The sequence below is a fragment of the Pseudomonas sp. JL3 genome, assembly GCF_031570575.1.
Lineage (GTDB): Bacteria > Pseudomonadota > Gammaproteobacteria > Pseudomonadales > Pseudomonadaceae > Aquipseudomonas > Aquipseudomonas cucumis.
Window position 1 is genome coordinate 42,851 of the sequence record NZ_JAKWJK010000019.1, and the last position, 17,547, is coordinate 60,397.

A 17,547-nucleotide genomic window follows, 5' to 3' on the forward strand; every position below is an offset into this window, starting at 1 on the left:
CCGCCACGGGTGAAGCACTTCAACCTGTCGATCAATAACAATAAGAGAACAGCGATGAAACAGATTTTTCCAGCAACCGGTTCAGTGTTGTCCCTGGCGGTCGTCTCGGGTTTTTCCAGTGGCGTGATGGCTGCCGAGGGCGGCTTCATCGAAGACACCACGGCCACCTTGCAGGCGCGTAACTACTACTTCAGTCGGGACTTCTCGGACATCGTCGGCGCCAATCAACAGTCGAAGGCCGAAGAGTGGGCGCAGGGCTTCATCCTCAACGTCAAATCCGGTTATACCCAGGGTCCGGTCGGTTTTGGCGTGGATGTTATTGGCCTGCTCGGGCTCAAACTCGACAGCAGCCCGGACCGGGTCAATACCGGTTTGCTGCCGGTGCACGATGATGGTCGCGCGGCAAATGATTACAGCCGTCTGGAGGGTGCGCTGAAGATGCGTTACTCCAAGACCGAGTTGAAAGTGGGGGAGTTGCAACCCAACCTGCCGGTGCTGGCCTTCAGCGATATCCGCCTGCTGCCGCCCAGCTATCAGGGCGCAAGCATCAGCTCCAATGAAATCGATGGCCTGACCTTGCAGGGCGGCCACTTGAATTCGACCAGCCTGCGCAACGAGGCCGGCGACGAAAAGATGCAAGCTATGCTCGGTCATGTTCCGCAGCGTCAGGTCAGCAGCGATGGTTTCAACTTTGCTGGCGCCGACTACGCCTTCAATGACAAACGCAGTTCGGTCAGTGCCTGGTTCGGGCAACTGGAAGATATCTACAACCAGCGCTTTCTCGGCTTCAAGCACAGCGAGCCGTTGGGAGACTGGACCCTGGGCGCCAACCTTGGCTATTACGATTCGCGTGAAGACGGCAAAAAGTTGCTGGGCAAGATCGACAACCAGGCGTTCTTCTCCTTGCTATCGGCCAAGCGCGGCGGCCACACGTTTTATGTCGGCTATCAGGGTATGTTCGGTGACAGCGCCTTCCCGCGAGTGTTTGCCAACATCTCGCCACTGGGCAATGAAGTGCCGACCTACGAGTTCGCCTACACCGACGAGCGCTCCTGGCAGGTCCGTTACGACTACGACTTCGCCGCCCTCGGCATGCCCGGCCTGACCAGCACCGTGCGTTACATCACCGGCAATAACGTCGACACCGGCAAGGGCTTTGAAGGCAAGGACCGCGAGCGCGATCTGGATATCGGCTATGTGTTGCAGAGCGGCAGCCTCAAAGGCCTCGGCATCCGTGTTCGCAATGTGATGGCGCGCTCCAACTACCGCAGCGATATCGACGAAAACCGCCTGATCCTCAGCTACACCTGGAAGCTGTTATGAGCCTCGTCAGCCCGGGCAAGACCTCTCATTGCAACGTCGCCGAATCAATGGTCAAGGCGTCGGAGGCCGGCATGGGGATCAGCCTGATTCCGTTCTATACCGCAACACGACCCTTGAGCGACGGCACGTTACTGCGCTTGCTGCCGACCTCTCGTTTACGTCATCCCCAGCAAGTTCGGCAGAGCCAGAGAAATCCACGGTACATAGGTAATCAATACCAGGAACAGAAGCAGGAGAATCAGCCAAGGCATGGCTGCACGGATGGTAGCGGCCAGTGGCATGCCGGTCACCGCCGAGGTAACGAACAGGTTCAGGCCTACGGGGGGAGTAATCAGACCGATCTCCAGATTCACCACCATGATGATCCCCAGGTGAATCGGGTCGATCCCCAACTGAGTGGCAATCGGAAACAGGATCGGCGCCAGGATCAGGATGATCGCCGAAGGTTCCATGAACGCCCCCGACACCAACAACACGATGTTCACCACGAGCAGGAATGTGATGGGTGTCAGGCCCGCGCCGATCACCCAGGCGGTGATTTGTTGGGGCAATTGCTCGGTGGTCAGCACATGAGCGAAGAGCATGGCATTGGCGATGATAAACATCAGCATGATGCTCAGTTTGGCGGATTCGAGCAGCACCTTCGGCGTTTCACGGAGCGACATATCTTTGTAGACGAACAGCGCAACGAATGCCGCGTAGACCGCCGCTACGGCCGCCGCCTCGGTCGGGGTGAACATTCCGCTGTAGATGCCGCCCAGAATGATGACCATCAGCAACAAGCCCCAAATGGCCTTGCGTGCCGCACTCAACCATTCACGAACGGTCGCCCGTGGCATGGCGGGCAGATTTTTCCTGACGGCAACGATGTAGATGGCCACCATCAGTACCGTACCCAGCAGCAGCCCGGGCACGACGCCGGCCATGAACAGCTTGCCGACTGAGGTTTCCGTTGCCGCGGCATACACCACCATCACGATGGAAGGGGGAATAAGAATCCCCAGCGTGCCGGCGTTGCACACAATACCGGCACCGAACGCCTGTGGATAACCGGAGCGGACCATCCCCGCGATGGCGATGGAGCCCACGGCGGCTACCGTCGCGGGGCTTGAGCCGGACAGCGCGGCGAACAGCATGCACGCCAGCACCGCCGCGATGGCCAGGCCGCCGCGAATATGGCCCACGCACGCGTTGGCAAAGTCGATCAAGCGCCGCGCCACACCGCCCGTGGTCATGAAGGCACCGGCCAGCAAAAAGAACGGGATGGCCAGCAACGTGTAGTGCTCGGAGGTCTCGAACAGCTTGATGGCCAGTGAGCGCACGGAGTCAGGGCTGAAAAAGATGATCGTCAGCGAACCGGCCAGGCCAAGGGAAATAGCGATCGGTACGCCGATAAACATCAGCACGAACAGGGCAGCAAAGAGGAAGAGAATAGTCATTTTTTGTCATCCTCATGCTCGGTCAGTTTCATCACCTCCGCGGCCTCGTCGGCCAGGCCCAGGCCCGTTTGACGGTTTTGCACGATACGCACCAGGATCTCGGCAAAGCGGATGAACACCAAGGCAAAACCCACCGGCACAATTAGCCCGATATGCCATTGCATGATGCCGTAATGACCGAGGTCCTCGGCACCGATGCCGGCGATGAACAGCGTCTGAATCCATTCGAAACTGGCGACGCTGAGCAGGCCCGCATAGACCAGACTGCAGAGGCAGGCAATGATGCCAATGATTCGCTGAACCGGTTTGCTGGCCAGCTTCACCAAGGCATCGACACCGATATGCCCGGCTGTGCGCACGCCATAGGACAAGCCGAAAAAGATCAGCCAGGCGAACAAGGCTTTGGTCAGCGATATGCTCCACGTCATGGCTTGGGCCATCCCCATCACGCTGTCGCCAATGGCGAACAAGGGTTCACTGGCGCTCTGCCACTGCTCGGCGAGGCTGTAGAAAACGCTATAGAGGTTGTTAAGGATGACGTAAACGAACGTGACCAGCGTCATTGCCGCCAGCAGGAAGACGATAAAACCTTCTTCGAAGTGATCCCAGATTCGCCGTAAGGCATTCATGAGTGGCATCTCCCGATCGAGTGACGACGATGAAACAGGGGCCACCCTTTCGGGTGGCGCCCGCCGGCAGATTACTGAGCCTGGTTGGCGGCTTCGGCGGCCTTTATCAGGTCGGCACCGATATCACCTTCGAACTTCTTCCAGACCGGTTTCATTGCTTCGCGCCACTTGCCACGTTGCTCTGGGGTCAGGGTGATGATTTCAGTGGTTTTGGCGTTGATGATGCTTTGTTTGGCATCCTGGTTCAGTTTCTCCGCATCCTTGTTCACCTGAGTGGTGACCTCGACGATGATCTTGTCCAGTTCGGTTTTTATATCCGGTGGCAGGCCAGTCCAGAACTTGGTGTTGGTGATCAACATGTAGTCCAGCAAGCCATGGTCGGATTCAGTGATGAACTTCTGCACTTCGTGCATTTTCTGGCTGTAGATGTTCGAGTAAGGGTTTTCCGCGCCATTGACGACGCCGGTCTGCAAGCCCTGATACACCTCGGCGAAGCTCATCTTGCGAGGGTTGGCGCGCACCGCCTTGAATTGCTCTTCGAGCACGGCCGAAGCCTGCACGCGGAATTTCAATCCGCGGGCATCGCCCGGTTCTCGCAGCGCCTTGTTGGCGGACAACTGCTTCATGCCGTTATGCCAATAGGCCAGACCGGTGATGTTTTTGCTTTCCATGGCCTTGAGCAGCCCCTGGCCGTCAGGGCTGCGCTGGAAGCGGTCAACTGCCGAGATGTCGTTGAACAGGAACGGCAGATCGAACAATTGCAGCTTGGGTGTGTATTGCTCGAACTTGGCCAGCGAGGGCGCAATCATCTGCACATCGCCCGACAGCAGCGCCTCCATTTCCTTGCCGTCACCAAACAGCGACGAGTTTGGATAAACCTCTACCTTGACCTTGCCGGGCAGACGTTCTTCGACGAGTTTCTTGAACAGCAGGGCGCCTTGGCCTTTAGGCGTTTGTTCGGCGACCACGTGAGAAAACTTGATAACGACTGGATCAGCCGCCAGCGTCAGGCTCGATGCGCCCAGCGCGAGTGTGCAGACGGCCGCGCTCCACAATGATTTGAGCATTTAGTTATTCCTCTTGTTTTAGTTCTCGTGCCGTTCATGTCTGAACGCGTTTGCACGGTGGACAAGAGGAGTCTAGGCAATAAATCACCATTGGTCGTTGCAACTAGTATTTCCAGAAAACCGGGATGAACAGCACCAGAACGGTGAGGATCTCCAGCCGTCCCAGCAGCATGCCAATGGTCAGCAGCCATTTGGCGGCATCGGGCAGTGTCGAGAAGTTACCTGCCGGGCCAATGATCGAACCAAGGCCAGGTCCCACGTTGCAGACGGCGGTGGCCGCGCCACTCAATGCCGTGGTCCAGTCCAGGCCGATGATCGCCAAGCCCATGGCGATCGCCCCGATAGTGATGGTAAAAAAGAATGAAAATGTCAGGAGTGAACGGGCGATATCCTCATCAATGGGATGGTTGTTGTATTTTTTACTGATGACGGCTCGAGGATGGATCAATTGTTTCAGACTGCCCATGAGCAATGCGCCAGCCACTTGAAAGCGGAAGATTTTAAGGCTGCCAGCGGTGGAACCGGAGCAGCCGCCGACAAAGGTCAGATAAAAGAACAGCAACACGGAGAAACTGCCCCACAGCGTGTAATCACCCAACGCCACGCCGGTCGTCGTGACCACTGACGTCACGTTAACGGCGACAATCCGAAACGCTTCCCACCAGCTGTACTCGCTGTGCAAACACAACCAGGTGCCGAACAGCAGCCAAGTGATGATCAAAAAGCCAATGAAGCCGCGTACCTGATGATCTTTGAGCAAGGCCTGTTTATTCCCGCGCAACAGGCTCACGTACAGCGTAAAAGGCAGGCTACCCAGAATCATGATAACCACGGCCACCCAATGAATGGCCGGTTGAGTCCAGTGCGCCAGAGACGAATCGGAGGTGGAAAAACCTCCCGTGGAAATCAACGACATTGCATGGTTGATGGCTTCGAACGGGGTCATCCCTGTTATCCACAGCGCCAGCGTGGAAACAGCGGTCAGCCCGATATACAAGCCCAGAATGTATTTGGCGGCGACGTGGGAGCGTGGTGTGACCTTCTCCGACCAGTCGGATGATTCAGTCTGAAACAGCCGCATACCCCCGACCCGCAATAGCGGCAGGATGGCCACGGCCATGCCGATGAAGCCGATCCCTCCCAGCCAATGCAGCATTGAACGCCAGATCAGCAATCCGGGCGAGGCAGTGTCCAGACCGGTCAGGATGGTCGATCCGGTGGTGGTGATGCCGGACATCGTTTCAAAAAACGCGTCGGTGTAGCTGATGTGCTGGATCAGAACCATGGGTAATGCGGCGAACATGCAGACGACTACCCAACTGGCGGTCGTCAGCATGTACATATCGCGGGGACGCAACTGAGCGTCTTCAGGACGTCCCTTGTTGATCAATAGCAGCCCAGACACCGCAGTGATCAGGCTCGACCACAGAAAGGCCGACATATCATCGTTGCGTTCATAGATCACCAGCGTGAGCATCGGTATCGACATGCTCACCGCCAGCGTGATCAAAAAAATACCCAGGATAAAACCAATAAGTCGCAGTGCCGCAATGGACATAAAAAACGCCTGTCTTGTTAGCGCCGCGCAGTATCGATCGGCTTGTCGTTTTGTCTCGTAAAGTTTACGTAACTTTTTTCGATCCCGCGGATTCTCTGTGCGCCTGGTTAGAAGCATAGGTATATCGGCTCTGGTAGGAGCGAGGCTTGCCCGCGAAGGCGGCCTGATAGCCGATTGGGGTCTTTGATCGTGTACATATCCGTTTCTGCGGTTATGGCCGCTTATGGTTTCGCTTTTACAGCGAGTCACTTTCGAAAAGCGCGAAAGTAACCAAAGCGCTTTTGCCCCGCCATTCGGTGCCTCGCCCAGGCTCGGCATGCCCTCACTCCGGCATTACTCCGGGGGCCCGCCGCCATCGGCCATCCATGGCCGGGGGCGGCTACCGCGGCATCCTTGCCGCGGTGCCCCCTGCGCAATACCTGCGTTCGGCCTCTGGGAAAGGGGCGACAGATCACGATCAAGATCAAGAGCCAAAGCCAAAGCCAAAGCCAAAGCAACGGCAACGGCAACGGTAAGATCAACAGCTTCGCAGGCAAGCCAGCTCCCACAATTGGACTGGGTATAGTCGGGGAAGATTGATCGGCTGACAGGCCGCCATCGCCGCGATGCGGCGACCCGACAAGCCCGCTCCCACAAAAAATCAGAGCACATCCGCTCTGCTTTCACCACTCAACAGGCCGAGCGTTAGCTCGCCTGCAGCTTTTGATGTTGATGCAACGCCCCCTCGAGAGGCCGAGAGGAGGTTCTGCGCAGTGGGCAACCCGGCATGGATGCCGGGTTAGCCGCGCACGGCCATGGATGGCCGATCGCGGCGGGCCCACGGAGCAGGACCGGAGCGAGGGCATGCCGAGCCTAAGCGAGGCACCGAACGAAAGGGGCAGAAGCCCTTGGTTACTTGGGGCTTTTCCAAGTGACCCGCCGTAAGGGCGGAACCCTAGGTGGCCGTTACCGCAGAAACGGATATGTACACCCTCAAAATCCCGCGGCTAGAACAGCGATTCGGCCAGTCAGAAACGCCGGTATAGACTGAGAGCTATCACGACGGGAGAGACGCGTGAAATATAGAACAGTGTTGCTGCTCAGTCTTGCGCTTATGCGGGCCCAGGCGCCGGAAAAGGCTTGCCCATGATTGGCGCTGAACTGCTGTCACCGCAAAGCCTTACAGTGGGCTGGCTGATTTACGCGCCGGTAGTGATCTGGGCTGTCTGTCGAGCGCCCTGGGTCGAACTGTTCAGCGATAGCCGCCGTCAGCATCTCTTGTTCGGCACGGTGTTCGCGCTGTTCATGCTCTGGCTGGTGCGACGGGACTTTGATACGGGCGTGTCCTATCACTTCATCGGCATGACGGCGGTGACGTTACTGCTGGATTGGCCGTTGGCGATTGTCGGCGGGTTGGTCGCGCAAGCAGGATTGGTGCTGCTCGGGCGGCAGGACATGGCGGCCATGGGGGTCAACGGCTCGTTGCTGATTCTGCTGCCGGTGCTGGTCACTGAGTGCTGCGCAATCCTGGTCGAGCGCGCGCAGCCGCGTAATCCCTTTGTGTATATCTTCTGTTCCGGTTTTTTTGCCGCTGCGTTGTCGGCCCTGTTGTGCCTGATTCTGGCGCTCACATTGCTGTGGTACGACGAACGTTTCGCCATGCCGTATTGGCTGGAAGATTTTGTCGGTTACCTGTGGCTGCTGATTTTCCCGGAAGCGTTTATCAACGGCATGGTGGTCAGCGCATTGGTGGTGTTCTGCCCCGAATGGCTGGAGACGTTCAATCGCACCCGCTACCTTTCGGCGCCCTGGAAAGACGACGATCCCAAATCTTGATCCACATCAAATCCAAAAATCGTTGACGAATCCATGCTCCGGAAAACCTTCAGGAGCAATGGCATGAGTGTGTATGAGTGGGCCCGGCAGGAGTTGCGTCAGAGTCTGGATGTGGCGCAAGAGGTGGGTTTCGATCCGGGATTGAGCCTGCGCGCCTTGCTCAGTGCGGTGGTGCAGCAGAGCAAGGCGGTACGCAATATCGAAGACCTGGCCGATGAGTTGCGGTTTCTCGCCGAGAACCTCGACGAAGGCCAGGACTATGGCTTTATGCGGCCCTGAGGGTCGGGATCAGTGACGCGGGTCGAAGTCTTCGCTGAACAGTTCGTCTTCGGCATCCGGGCTCACCGGGATCTTGTGTTCTTCCGACGCCCAGGCGCCCAGGTCGATCAGTTTGCAACGGTCTGAACAAAATGGCCGGAACTTGTTCTCGGGGCTCCATTCGACAGGGGCGCCACAGGTTGGGCAATCGACGGTTGGGGTTTGGCTCATGACTGGCCTCCACGCAAAGTAAGGTAAAAGTGATGCAGGCGTTCGACCTCGCTGTGCAGCCAGGCGAGGTCGCGGTCGTTGACCACCACATCGTCGGCATGGCTCACGCGGTCCTGTCGGCTGGACTGGGCCTTGAGGATCGCCTGGACCTGCTGTTCGCTGGTCTGGTCACGCTGCAGGGTGCGTTCGATCTGTAACTGTTCCGGGGCATCGATCACCAGGACCCGTTGGGTCATGGCGTACTGCCCGGACTCGATCAGCAGCGGCGAAACCAGAATCGCGTAAGACGATTGTGCCTTGGCCAGATGGTGGGCGATCTCCTCGGCGATCAGCGGATGCAGCAGTGCTTCGAGCCAGCGGCGTTCATCCGGCACTTCGAAGATCAGCTTGCGCAGCGCCGCGCGATCCAGTTGGCCATCGGCTTGCAGCACGCCGGGGCCAAAGTGCTCGGCGATCTTCGCCAGTGCCGGGCGACCGGGTTCGACCACCCAGCGAGCCGCATGATCGGCGTCCACCACGTGCACGCCCAGGTCGATGAAGTGCTGGGCGGCCGCGCTTTTGCCGCTGCCGATGCCGCCGGTCAGGCCGAGAATCCAGGGTTTTTCCACAGGGGTATTCATTTCAAACCGACAAACTGCCAATAGAAGCCGGTTATTTGACCACCCCAGAGCAAGGCAATCCAGCCGGCAATGGCCAGATAGGGGCCAAAGGGTAGCGGCGTCGAGGTTTTTGCGTCCCGCAGGCGCAGCAAAATCACCCCGATGATGGCGCCCAGCAGCGATGACAGCAGGATGGTCAGCGGCAGGACCTGCCAACCGCCCCAGGCGCCGAGCATCGCCAAGAGCTTGAAGTCGCCGTAGCCGATGCCGTCCTTGCCGGTGATCAACTTGAACAGCCAGAACACCGTCCACAGCGCCATGTAGCCGGCCACCGCGCCCCAGAGCGCGTCATGCAGAGACACGAAGAGCCCGAAACTGTTGACGATCAACCCCAGCCATATCAACGGCAGCACCAGCACGTCCGGCAACAGCTGGTGTTCGGCGTCGATCAGGCTCATCGCCAGCAGGCCCCAACTCAGGACCAGCACCATGCAGGCCTGCCAACCGAAACCGAAATGCCAGGCGACGAACGCCGACAGCACGCCGCAGGCCAGTTCGGTCAGCGGGTAACGTTTACTGATCGGCGTCGCGCAGTTCGAGCATCGCCCACGTAAAAACAGATAACTGAGCACGGGAATGTTTTCCCACGCTCGAATCCGATGGCCACAGTCGGGGCACTCGGAGTGAGGCAGTATCAGGTTGTAAGCCGGGCCGGGGGCTTCGGGTGGCAAGTCCAGGACGTCATGGGCCTGCAAGCGCCATTCACGCTCAAGCATTTTCGGCAGGCGCCAGACCACCACGTTGAGAAAACTGCCGATAAGCAAACCGATCACCAATGCGGTGATCGTGAAGGCCAGCGGGTTGAGACTCAGAAATTCGTTCAAGGACATATCAGATCGCTGAGCCAAGTTGGAAGATGGGCAGGTACATCGCAACCACCAGGCCGCCGACGATAACCCCCAGCACCACCATGATGAAAGGCTCCATCAGACTGGTCAGGTTATCGACCATGTTATCCACTTCGTCCTCATAGAAACTTGCGACCTTGTCGAGCATGTCGTCCAGTGCGCCGGACTCTTCGCCGATGGCCGTCATCTGGATCGCCATGTTCGGAAAGATGCCGGAGGTGCGCATGGCAAAATTCAGCTGCATGCCAGTTGAAACGTCCTGCTTGATGCGTAACACCGCTCGCTTGAACACGATGTTGCCAGTCGCGCCCGCCACTGACTCCAGGGCTTCGACCAGTGGCACCCCGGCGGCAAACGTCGTCGACAAGGTGCGGGCGTAACGGGCCACGGCGGACTTGTACATGAGCGCGCCAACCAACGGCAGTTTCAGCAGCCAGGTGTCCATCCGGTCCCGAAAGCCCGGGGACTTTTTAAAGGCATGGCGGACGCCGAAGACCAGCGCGCCCAGCATGCCGAGCACCATCCACCACCAGGCCTGCAGGAACTCCGACAAGCCGATGACCATCACGGTGAACGCCGGCAGCTCGGCGCCAAACCCCGAGAACACTGACTCGAATTGCGGCACAACCTTAACCAGCAGGATCCCGGTCACAATGATCGCGACGAACACCACCGCCAGCGGGTAAGTCATGGCTTTCTTGATCTTGGCCTTGAGGCTTTCGCTCTTTTCCTTATAGGTCGCCACCCGTTCCAGCAGGGTATCCAGGGCGCCAGCCTGCTCGCCGGCATCCACCAGGTTGCAGTACAGCTCATCGAAATACTGGGGCTTTTTGCGCAGGGCCGCGGCGAAGCTGTTACCGGCCGCGACTTCCTGTTTCACCTCGTCCACCAGCTTGCGCATGTTCGGGTTATCGAAGCCCTCGCCGATAATGTCGAACGATTGCAGCAGCGGTACGCCGGCTTTCATCATGGTCGCCATCTGCCGGGTAAACAGGGCAATGTCCAGGGGCTTGATGCGTTTTCCGGCACTGAAAATGGACGCGGTTTTTTTCCGCACCTTGCCCGGGTTGATCCCTTGCTTGCGTAACTGGGCCTTGATCAGCGCGGGATTCTGGCCGGTCAACTCGCCGGTCATTTTTGTGCCTTTCTTGTCTGTGCCTTCCCAGGCATAGATGCTGATTTTCGCCGCTTTGACCGCCATGTTCAGTCCTTCGTGACCCGATTGATTTCTTCAAGGCTGGTGATGCCTTGCATGGCCTTGAGCAGGCCCGAAGTACGCAGGTCGTTGAAGCCGTCCTTACGCATCTGGATGTCGATTTCCAGTGAATTGCCTTCGGCCATGATCAGCCGTTGCAGGTCTGGGGTGTTCTTTACCACTTCATAAATCCCTACTCGCCCTTTGTAACCGCTGTTGCACTGATCGCAACCGACCGGTTCATAGATCGTGAACGAGCCGATGCGTTCCTCGGGAAAGCCTTCTTTGAGTAACGCCTCGCGGGGAATCTCGATGGGCTTTTTGCAATGACTGCACAGTTTGCGCGCCAGGCGCTGGGCGATGATCAGGCTGACCGAGGTCGCGATGTTGAACCCCTGAATCCCCATGTTGTGCAGGCGGGTCAGGGTTTGCGCGGCGCTGTTGGTGTGCAGGGTGGAAAGCACCATGTGCCCGGTCTGGGCAGCCTTGATGGCGATTTCGGCGGTTTCGAGGTCGCGGATTTCACCGACCATGATCACGTCCGGGTCCTGACGCAGAAACGAGCGCAGCGCCTGGGCGAAATCCAGTCCTTGCCTGGGATTGACGTTGACCTGGTTGATGCCTTCCATGTTGATTTCTACCGGGTCTTCGGCAGTGGAAATATTGATGTCGACGGTGTTGAGAATGTTCAGCCCGGTATAGAGCGACACGGTCTTGCCCGAGCCAGTGGGACCAGTCACCAGGATCATCCCCTGTGGCTGCTTGAGCGCGGCCATGTACAGGTCTTTCTGATCGGGTTCGTAGCCGAGGGCATCGATGCCCATATGGGCACTGGAGGGGTCGAGGATCCGGATCACCACTTTCTCGCCCCACAAGGTGGGCAGTGTGTTGACCCGGAAGTCGATGGACTTGCTTTTGGACAGGCGCATCTTGATTCGCCCGTCCTGGGGTTTGCGCCGCTCGGAAATGTCGAGACTGGCCATGACCTTCAGCCGGGAAGCAATGCGGTTGGCCAGTTGTGTCGGCGGCCTGGCGACCTCCCGCAGCATGCCATCGGTGCGCATGCGCACGCGGTAGATTTTTTCATAGGGTTCGAAATGCAGGTCGGAAGAACCGCTCTTGATCGCGTCGAGCAGCATCTTGTGGACGAAGCGCACCACGGGGGCATCATCGGCATCTTGCCCTACGATTGAATCCTGTTTCTGGTCATCGACCGACTCGATGTCCAGCCCGTCGAGGTCGACATCGGCCATGTCTTCCAGACCGGTGGAGTGGTTGTCGAAGAATTTTTCGATGGCGTCGCTGAGCTTGTCTTCCTCCACCAGAATGGCTTCGGTGCTCAGCCCGGTGCTGAACTGGATGTCATTGATGGCTTGGTGATTGGTCGGGTCGGAAATCCCCACGAACAGCTTGTTACCACGCCGCCAGAGGGGCAGGGCGTGGTGCTGACGGATCAGTTTCTCACTGACCAGCCCTCGGGGTTGAGTGTCTTTGTCCAGGCAGTTGAGGTCCAGCAGGGCCATGCCGAAATGCTCCGAGGCCACCTCGGCGACCTGTAAGCTTTTCAGCAGTTTGTTTTGCACCAGATAGCTGACCAGCGAAATGCGATTGCGTTGGGCTTGTTGATACGCCTGTTGCGCACTTTGATCAGTGATCAGCTCGGCCAGTACCAATTGCTTGGCCAGACCGCTAAGGGCAATGTCATTCATTGGGATACCGGACGCAGACAGTTAATGACTTATAGCCTAGTCAAGCAGTGGAACCAAACCAGCCGGGGTGAGGTGACAAAAAGTGTCAGATAGTGCGGATCCTTGGAGTAGGAAAGGTCTTTGCCGCGATCTCGTGCCCAGCAGGCAGGGGCGCGCGCGGCTTGGCATGACCTGTGCTGTGCCTTGTTCAGATCATGAGATTTCGACTCATGCATGGAGCCTGTCTATGAAAAATCAAAAAGGTTTTACTCTGATCGAGCTGCTGATCGTGGTGGCGATCATCGGGATTCTGGCGACGTTTGCGTTGCCGCAGTATTCGAAGTACCAGGCGCGGGCGAAGGTCACCGCTGCGGTTGCAGAAATTTCGGCACTGAAGGTGCCTTTCGAAGACATCATCAATCAAGGCACTGATATTGCCGCCCCCGCCGGGATCGGCGCGGCGAGCGCCACGGGTAATTGCACGATTACGGCAACGGGTACCGCCTCTTCCGGTGTGGGCAGTATTGGTTGCACGATTCTCAATGCACCGGGGCCGGTGCTCGGCAAAACCATCACGCTTTCGCGCACGCTCACTGGCGGCTGGACTTGCGCCACGACGGTTGAACAGGAATACGCGCCTAAAGGCTGCACTGGCGTTGCCGCTGCTGGCTGATCCATTGTCATCCTGTCGAATGCCCTGCGTTTCACGACGCGGGGCATTTTTTTGCTCGTCATTTGTAGGTCAATTCAATAATCAAAAAAATCCCCGACAATTCATGGCTTTAGGCCTGCGTTAAAACCCGCATGTTGCATGTAGATAATTTCGCAGTCATGCAATTTGCATGATCTCGAAAATTGCCATTGTTGTTAAGTTATTGATTTATAAGTGTTTATTTTTTATCTGACAGTTGGCACACCGTTCGCACTATCTCCTGTAACCCTGCTGACAAGACACGCAGCAGACTTTCCAGAAATACAGGAGTTACTCGTATGAAGAAGTTCGCTATCGCTGCCGCTACTGCTACCGCGTTGACCCTGACCATGGCCAACGCTGCATTCGCACAGACCACCCAAGCGACTCAGGCACCCATGATGCTGGCCGCCGGTGAAGTCACTGAAGCGAAAGAGGATGTTTCCGATACCTGGATCACAACCAAAGTCAAAGCAGACCTGGTGACCGAAAAAGGCATCCCTGGCACTGACATCAAAGTCGAAACCAACAAAGGCGTTGTTTCCCTGTCTTCCATGACCGTTCTGACAGATGCCCAGAAAGACACCGCCGTGGCTATCACCAAGAAAATCAAAGGCGTCAAAGCGGTGTCCGCTGACGGCCTGAAAACCGAGTAAAACAAGGCTTCTCGCCTGGACCGGGAGAAGGTGCGGTAGGCGGGCCGAGTCATACGTCTGCCGCTACTTGAGCGTTCATGCGAAGGCCACAAGGATGTGGCCATTACAGGCCCCGGCATTTGTGTCGGGGCCTGTTCTATTTTGGGGAACAAAGATCAGAAGAAAGATCTTTTGATTGTTCAGTTGCCGCGCTTGCTGGTGATTCGAACCAACCGGTTTCCTTCAAAGCGCAGGTACTGGTACATCCCGCTGTTGGGTCCGTAGGTCCATTCCTCGACCTGAAACTCTTCCCGTCGATTGGCGCTACGCTTGTAGCCCAACAAGTCGCGGGCAACCGGCTCTCCGCATTTCTGCAGTACTTCGCCGGCCCTGTCCCCAACGCTGATCAATTGGCTGCCACAGCGCAAGGTGTCGGCCGCCGCAGCCTGGCCGGCAACCAGCAACAGAGCCAGGCTCAGAAGCCCGCGTGCGCCCATCACTCGGCATCCAGATGCATGGGGGTAATAACCCGGCCATCGCTTTCTGCCTCTGCAAGGCTGGCGTCGATGAAGTACACGCGGTCATCGGCCAACTGACCCTTGTCCACCAGATAATCCTTGATGCTGCTGGCCCGTTCTTGCCCCAGTTGACGTAACAGCACCTCGCTGGAGCTCCAGAAGGCGATCACGCTTTCACGCATTTTTTTGCTGCGTTCTTCCTTGCCCAGGTCCTTCCATTCGGCGGGCGGCTGGGTCTTCAGGCGCGTGCGGTAGATCCCTTCGAGCAGCGGGCCTTTCTCGCTGTCCGGCACTTCCAGCAATGAGGCCTGGGCCGGCACCTTGTCACCGCGGCGCTGGAGCATTTTGTAGTAGTTGTACTGGTATTCCCGCTCCAGGCGTTGCTCGGCAATCAGCGGGCCATCGCTGCTCTTGGCGGCGGTGCCTTCGATTTCCAGGCGCAGGGCCGGACGTTCCTTGAGCGCCTGGGACAGCTTGACCAGTGCCGCTTCGGCGTCTTTACTCAGGTCGCTTGAGCCCGGTGCAAATGCCACGGTGCCCAAGTCTTCCGAACCACCGCCGCTGACCAGCCCGCCAATCATTTTGAATGGCGCTGCGGCGGCTTTCACGATCAGGTTGCGCAGGGTCTGCCAGATAATAGGCATGACACTGAACTGCGGATTGTTCAGGTCGCCGCTCACTGGCAGTTCGATGGAAATCTTGCCGTCGACATCCTTGAGCAAGGCAATCGCCAGTTTCAGCGGCAGGCTCACGGCGTCTGGACTGTCGACCTTTTCACCCAGTTGCAGCTGCTCGACCACCACTTTGTTTTCGGCCAGGAGCTGGCCGTTGGTGATCTTGTAATGCAGGTCGAGATTGAGCCGGCCCTTGCGGATACGGTAACCGGCGAACTTGCCGGAGTAGGGCGTCAGCGTGGTCAGTTCCACCCGTTTGAAACTGGTGGCGATGTCCAGGCTGGCCATAGGGTCGAACGGGTTGACCGAACCCTTGATGGTCACCGGCGCATAGCGGTCGACCTTGCCTTTGACGTCGACGCTGGCCGGTTTTGCCTGGCGGCTGTCGATGGTGCCGATCTTCCCGTTGAGCTGTTGAACCGCTGTGGCGAAGTTCGGGGTCAGGCTGAAGTCGGCGAAGTTGGCCGAACCGTCATTGATGGCAATGCCGCCAACGTGGATGCCCAGCGGTTTTTCTTTCCCGGCTGCCGGTTTGGCCGCAGCGGTGGTTGTGGCGCCGGAGTCGGCCGGTTGCGGGATCAGCAAGTCATCGATGTTGGTGGTGCGATCATCGTTGATCATGAAGCGTGCATAGGGCTGGAACAGGTTGACCTTGTCGATCGACAGGCTGTCGCCATGTTGATAATTCAGACCTTCGAGCACCAACTGTTGCCACTTGAGGAAGTCGCGGGTTTTCAGGGTGTCGAGGGTATGCAGTTGATCGACCTGGGCGCGACCGGTGATGTTGAACGCCAGCGGCTCGGTGCTTTTCAGGTCGACCGCCAGATCACTGCCCAGCATGCCGCTGCGCAGTTCGAGACGAATGAACGGGTTGATGTAGGACTGGGCGACGCGCAGGTCGATGTCCTTGGTCTGCACGTTCAGTTTGGCGCTGATCGGGGCCAGATTGACCACGCCGTCCGCCAGGATCTTGCCTTGCTTGCCCACGCCGGTGTCGAGCTTGAGGTTGAAAGGTGAGCCATTGAGGCTGTCGAAATTTTGCAGGTCCAGGTTCAGTGGGCCCAGCTCCAACGCCACCGCCGGTTGTGCCTTGCGGTCGGCCAGGTGCACCTGATAATCGCGCAGTTGCACGTCTTTGAGCAGCACCTGCCAAGGCTTGCTCGGTGCGGTCGGTTCAGGCTTCGGCGAATCGGCAGCCGCTGGTGCGCTGGTCGGCTCGGCATTGGCCTTGGCGGCCGCTTTGGACGGCTGACTGGCGAACAGTTTTTGCCAGTCGAGTTGCCCGTCGGCTTCGAGGGCGGCCCAGGTTTCCAGTTTCTGGCTGCGAATCTTGCCGACCACCACTTGCTGCTTGGCCAGGTCCACGGTGGTTTCGCTGATGTCCAGCCGCTCGAGCTTGGCCAGCGGTCGACCGTCCGCAGTCTTGATGGCGAAAGGCGCGACGCTGACGGCAACGTTGCTCAGCAGCAGTTCGGTTTCCTTGGCCAGGTTGAGTTTGTAGTCGGTGCTGAGGCTGACGACGCCATCTTCGAGTGCGAGTGGGACAGCATCGCGCACATAAGGCCAAAAGGATTTCATCTTGCCATCGGTGATTTTCAGCTTACCTTCGGAGGCGATCGGGATCAGGCTGAAGTTACCGGTCCAGTCGATCTGACCACCTGCCGGGCCGACGGCCACCAACGTCATGTCGGCGCTGTCTTCGGGCAAGGTGCTGAGGTTTTTCAGTTCGAAGTCGAGTTTGTCGTAGAGGAATTCGATGGGTTCGCTGGGCCGTGCATCCTCGAAATGGACGGAGCCGCTGGCCAGTTTGATCCGCTCCACACGCAGCGGGAATGGTTTGGCGTCCGGATCGGCCGGGGTCGGTTCGCTGGCGGGGATTTTGAACAGGCCGAGCAGGTTGAGCTTGCCGTCCTTGCTGAAGAGGATTTCGGTCTTGGGTTTGTCCAGTTCGATATCGGACAAGTGCAGCGCCTTGGTCCAGAGGCTATCGATCTGCAGGTTGGCGTACAGCCGTTCGAAGCCCACCTGTTCCTTGCCCGGCTCGCCGATGACCAGGCCCCAAAGGGTGACTTCAAGGCTGAACGGGTTGAGTTCGATCCGCGAAATCGTGGCGGGCGTCGTGGCGTAGTTGGCCAATTGTTGGTTGGCGATTCGCAACGCGATGCCCGGCAAAATCAGAAATCCCAACAGGCTATAAAGAGCCAGGGCAGTCAACAAGGCGCCGATAGCGCGAATCAATCCTTTGGGCATGTGCGGCTTCATCTGTCGGAATCGGAGTGCCTTGGAGTATGGCATGCGTTTGCGGTTCCGAAGCAACCA

16 protein-coding genes and 1 pseudogene are annotated in these 17,547 nt (G+C 58.0%); 6 read left to right on the plus strand and 11 right to left on the minus strand.

Annotated elements, in window-relative coordinates:
- Positions 1-54: 54 nt before the first annotated feature.
- The gene (locus MMG91_RS24720) at positions 55-1,323 is read left to right on the plus strand and encodes an OprD family porin (RefSeq protein ID WP_310660983.1); all 1,269 of its coding nucleotides are present in this window, start codon (positions 55-57) and stop codon (positions 1,321-1,323) included.
- A 5-nt stretch (positions 1,324-1,328) separates the two neighbouring features.
- Positions 1,329-1,484: pseudogene (locus tag MMG91_RS24725) on the plus strand (LysR family transcriptional regulator); the annotation flags it as partial.
- Here MMG91_RS24725 and dctM read toward each other — a convergent pair.
- From dctM to MMG91_RS24745, 4 genes are all read right to left on the minus strand, one after another.
- A complete protein-coding gene (dctM, locus tag MMG91_RS24730; RefSeq protein WP_310660984.1) occupies positions 1,479-2,762 on the minus strand; it encodes a C4-dicarboxylate TRAP transporter large permease protein DctM in 1,284 nt (427 codons plus the stop codon). The pseudogene MMG91_RS24725 and the gene dctM sit on opposite strands and share 6 nt — an antisense overlap.
- Complete coding sequence (locus MMG91_RS24735; protein ID WP_310660985.1) at positions 2,759-3,391, minus strand: TRAP transporter small permease; 633 nt, start codon at positions 3,389-3,391, stop codon at positions 2,759-2,761. Before MMG91_RS24735 ends, dctM begins: the two co-directional genes overlap by 4 nt.
- A 71-nt stretch (positions 3,392-3,462) precedes the next feature.
- Positions 3,463-4,458, minus strand: coding sequence for a TRAP transporter substrate-binding protein (locus MMG91_RS24740; RefSeq protein WP_310660986.1), 996 nt, complete (start codon positions 4,456-4,458; stop codon positions 3,463-3,465).
- 103 nt (positions 4,459-4,561) lie between these two features.
- The gene (locus MMG91_RS24745) at positions 4,562-6,016 is read right to left on the minus strand and encodes a TrkH family potassium uptake protein (RefSeq protein WP_310661009.1); all 1,455 of its coding nucleotides are present in this window, start codon (positions 6,014-6,016) and stop codon (positions 4,562-4,564) included.
- Positions 6,017-7,141: 1,125 nt separating this feature from the next.
- Between MMG91_RS24745 and MMG91_RS24750 the strand changes: the two genes are divergently transcribed.
- Both MMG91_RS24750 and MMG91_RS24755 read left to right on the plus strand, forming a co-directional pair.
- A complete protein-coding gene (locus tag MMG91_RS24750; RefSeq protein WP_310660987.1) occupies positions 7,142-7,831 on the plus strand; it encodes an energy-coupling factor ABC transporter permease in 690 nt (229 codons plus the stop codon).
- A 63-nt stretch (positions 7,832-7,894) separates the two neighbouring features.
- On the plus strand, positions 7,895-8,110 hold the full coding sequence (locus tag MMG91_RS24755; protein ID WP_007938959.1) for a hypothetical protein: 216 nt from the start codon (positions 7,895-7,897) through the stop codon (positions 8,108-8,110).
- 9 nt (positions 8,111-8,119) lie between these two features.
- Here the strand turns inward: MMG91_RS24755 and yacG are convergent, their stop codons facing one another.
- The 5 genes from yacG to pilB are packed head-to-tail and all read right to left on the minus strand — an operon-like array spanning position 8,120 to position 12,731.
- On the minus strand, positions 8,120-8,320 hold the full coding sequence (gene yacG, locus MMG91_RS24760) for a DNA gyrase inhibitor YacG (RefSeq protein WP_030130376.1): 201 nt from the start codon (positions 8,318-8,320) through the stop codon (positions 8,120-8,122).
- Positions 8,317-8,940, minus strand: coding sequence for a dephospho-CoA kinase (coaE, locus tag MMG91_RS24765; RefSeq protein ID WP_305425147.1), 624 nt, complete (start codon positions 8,938-8,940; stop codon positions 8,317-8,319). The genes yacG and coaE overlap by 4 nt, the downstream gene beginning before the upstream one ends.
- A complete protein-coding gene (locus tag MMG91_RS24770; protein ID WP_305446929.1) occupies positions 8,937-9,809 on the minus strand; it encodes an A24 family peptidase in 873 nt (290 codons plus the stop codon). The genes coaE and MMG91_RS24770 overlap by 4 nt, the downstream gene beginning before the upstream one ends.
- A gap of 1 nt (position 9,810) precedes the next feature.
- A complete protein-coding gene (locus MMG91_RS24775; protein ID WP_305503317.1) occupies positions 9,811-11,028 on the minus strand; it encodes a type II secretion system F family protein in 1,218 nt (405 codons plus the stop codon).
- 2 nt (positions 11,029-11,030) lie between these two features.
- Entirely contained in the window at positions 11,031-12,731 is a 1,701-nt protein-coding gene (gene pilB, locus MMG91_RS24780) for a type IV-A pilus assembly ATPase PilB (RefSeq protein WP_305446927.1), read from the minus strand.
- A gap of 226 nt (positions 12,732-12,957) precedes the next feature.
- Here pilB and MMG91_RS24785 point away from each other — a divergent pair, with 226 nt between their 5' ends.
- Both MMG91_RS24785 and MMG91_RS24790 read left to right on the plus strand, forming a co-directional pair.
- Positions 12,958-13,383, plus strand: coding sequence for a pilin (locus MMG91_RS24785; protein WP_310660988.1), 426 nt, complete (start codon positions 12,958-12,960; stop codon positions 13,381-13,383).
- Positions 13,384-13,700: 317 nt separating this feature from the next.
- A complete protein-coding gene (locus MMG91_RS24790; protein WP_310660989.1) occupies positions 13,701-14,057 on the plus strand; it encodes a BON domain-containing protein in 357 nt (118 codons plus the stop codon).
- A 179-nt stretch (positions 14,058-14,236) separates the two neighbouring features.
- Here MMG91_RS24790 and MMG91_RS24795 read toward each other — a convergent pair whose 3' ends face one another.
- Both MMG91_RS24795 and MMG91_RS24800 read right to left on the minus strand, forming a co-directional pair.
- A complete protein-coding gene (locus MMG91_RS24795) occupies positions 14,237-14,533 on the minus strand; it encodes a DUF2845 domain-containing protein (RefSeq protein ID WP_305449860.1) in 297 nt (98 codons plus the stop codon).
- Positions 14,533-17,523: a DUF748 domain-containing protein gene (locus MMG91_RS24800; protein WP_310660990.1), complete on the minus strand. Its 2,991-nt coding sequence runs from the start codon at positions 17,521-17,523 to the stop codon at positions 14,533-14,535. Before MMG91_RS24800 ends, MMG91_RS24795 begins: the two co-directional genes overlap by 1 nt.
- Between the last annotated feature and the right edge of the window lie 24 nt (positions 17,524-17,547).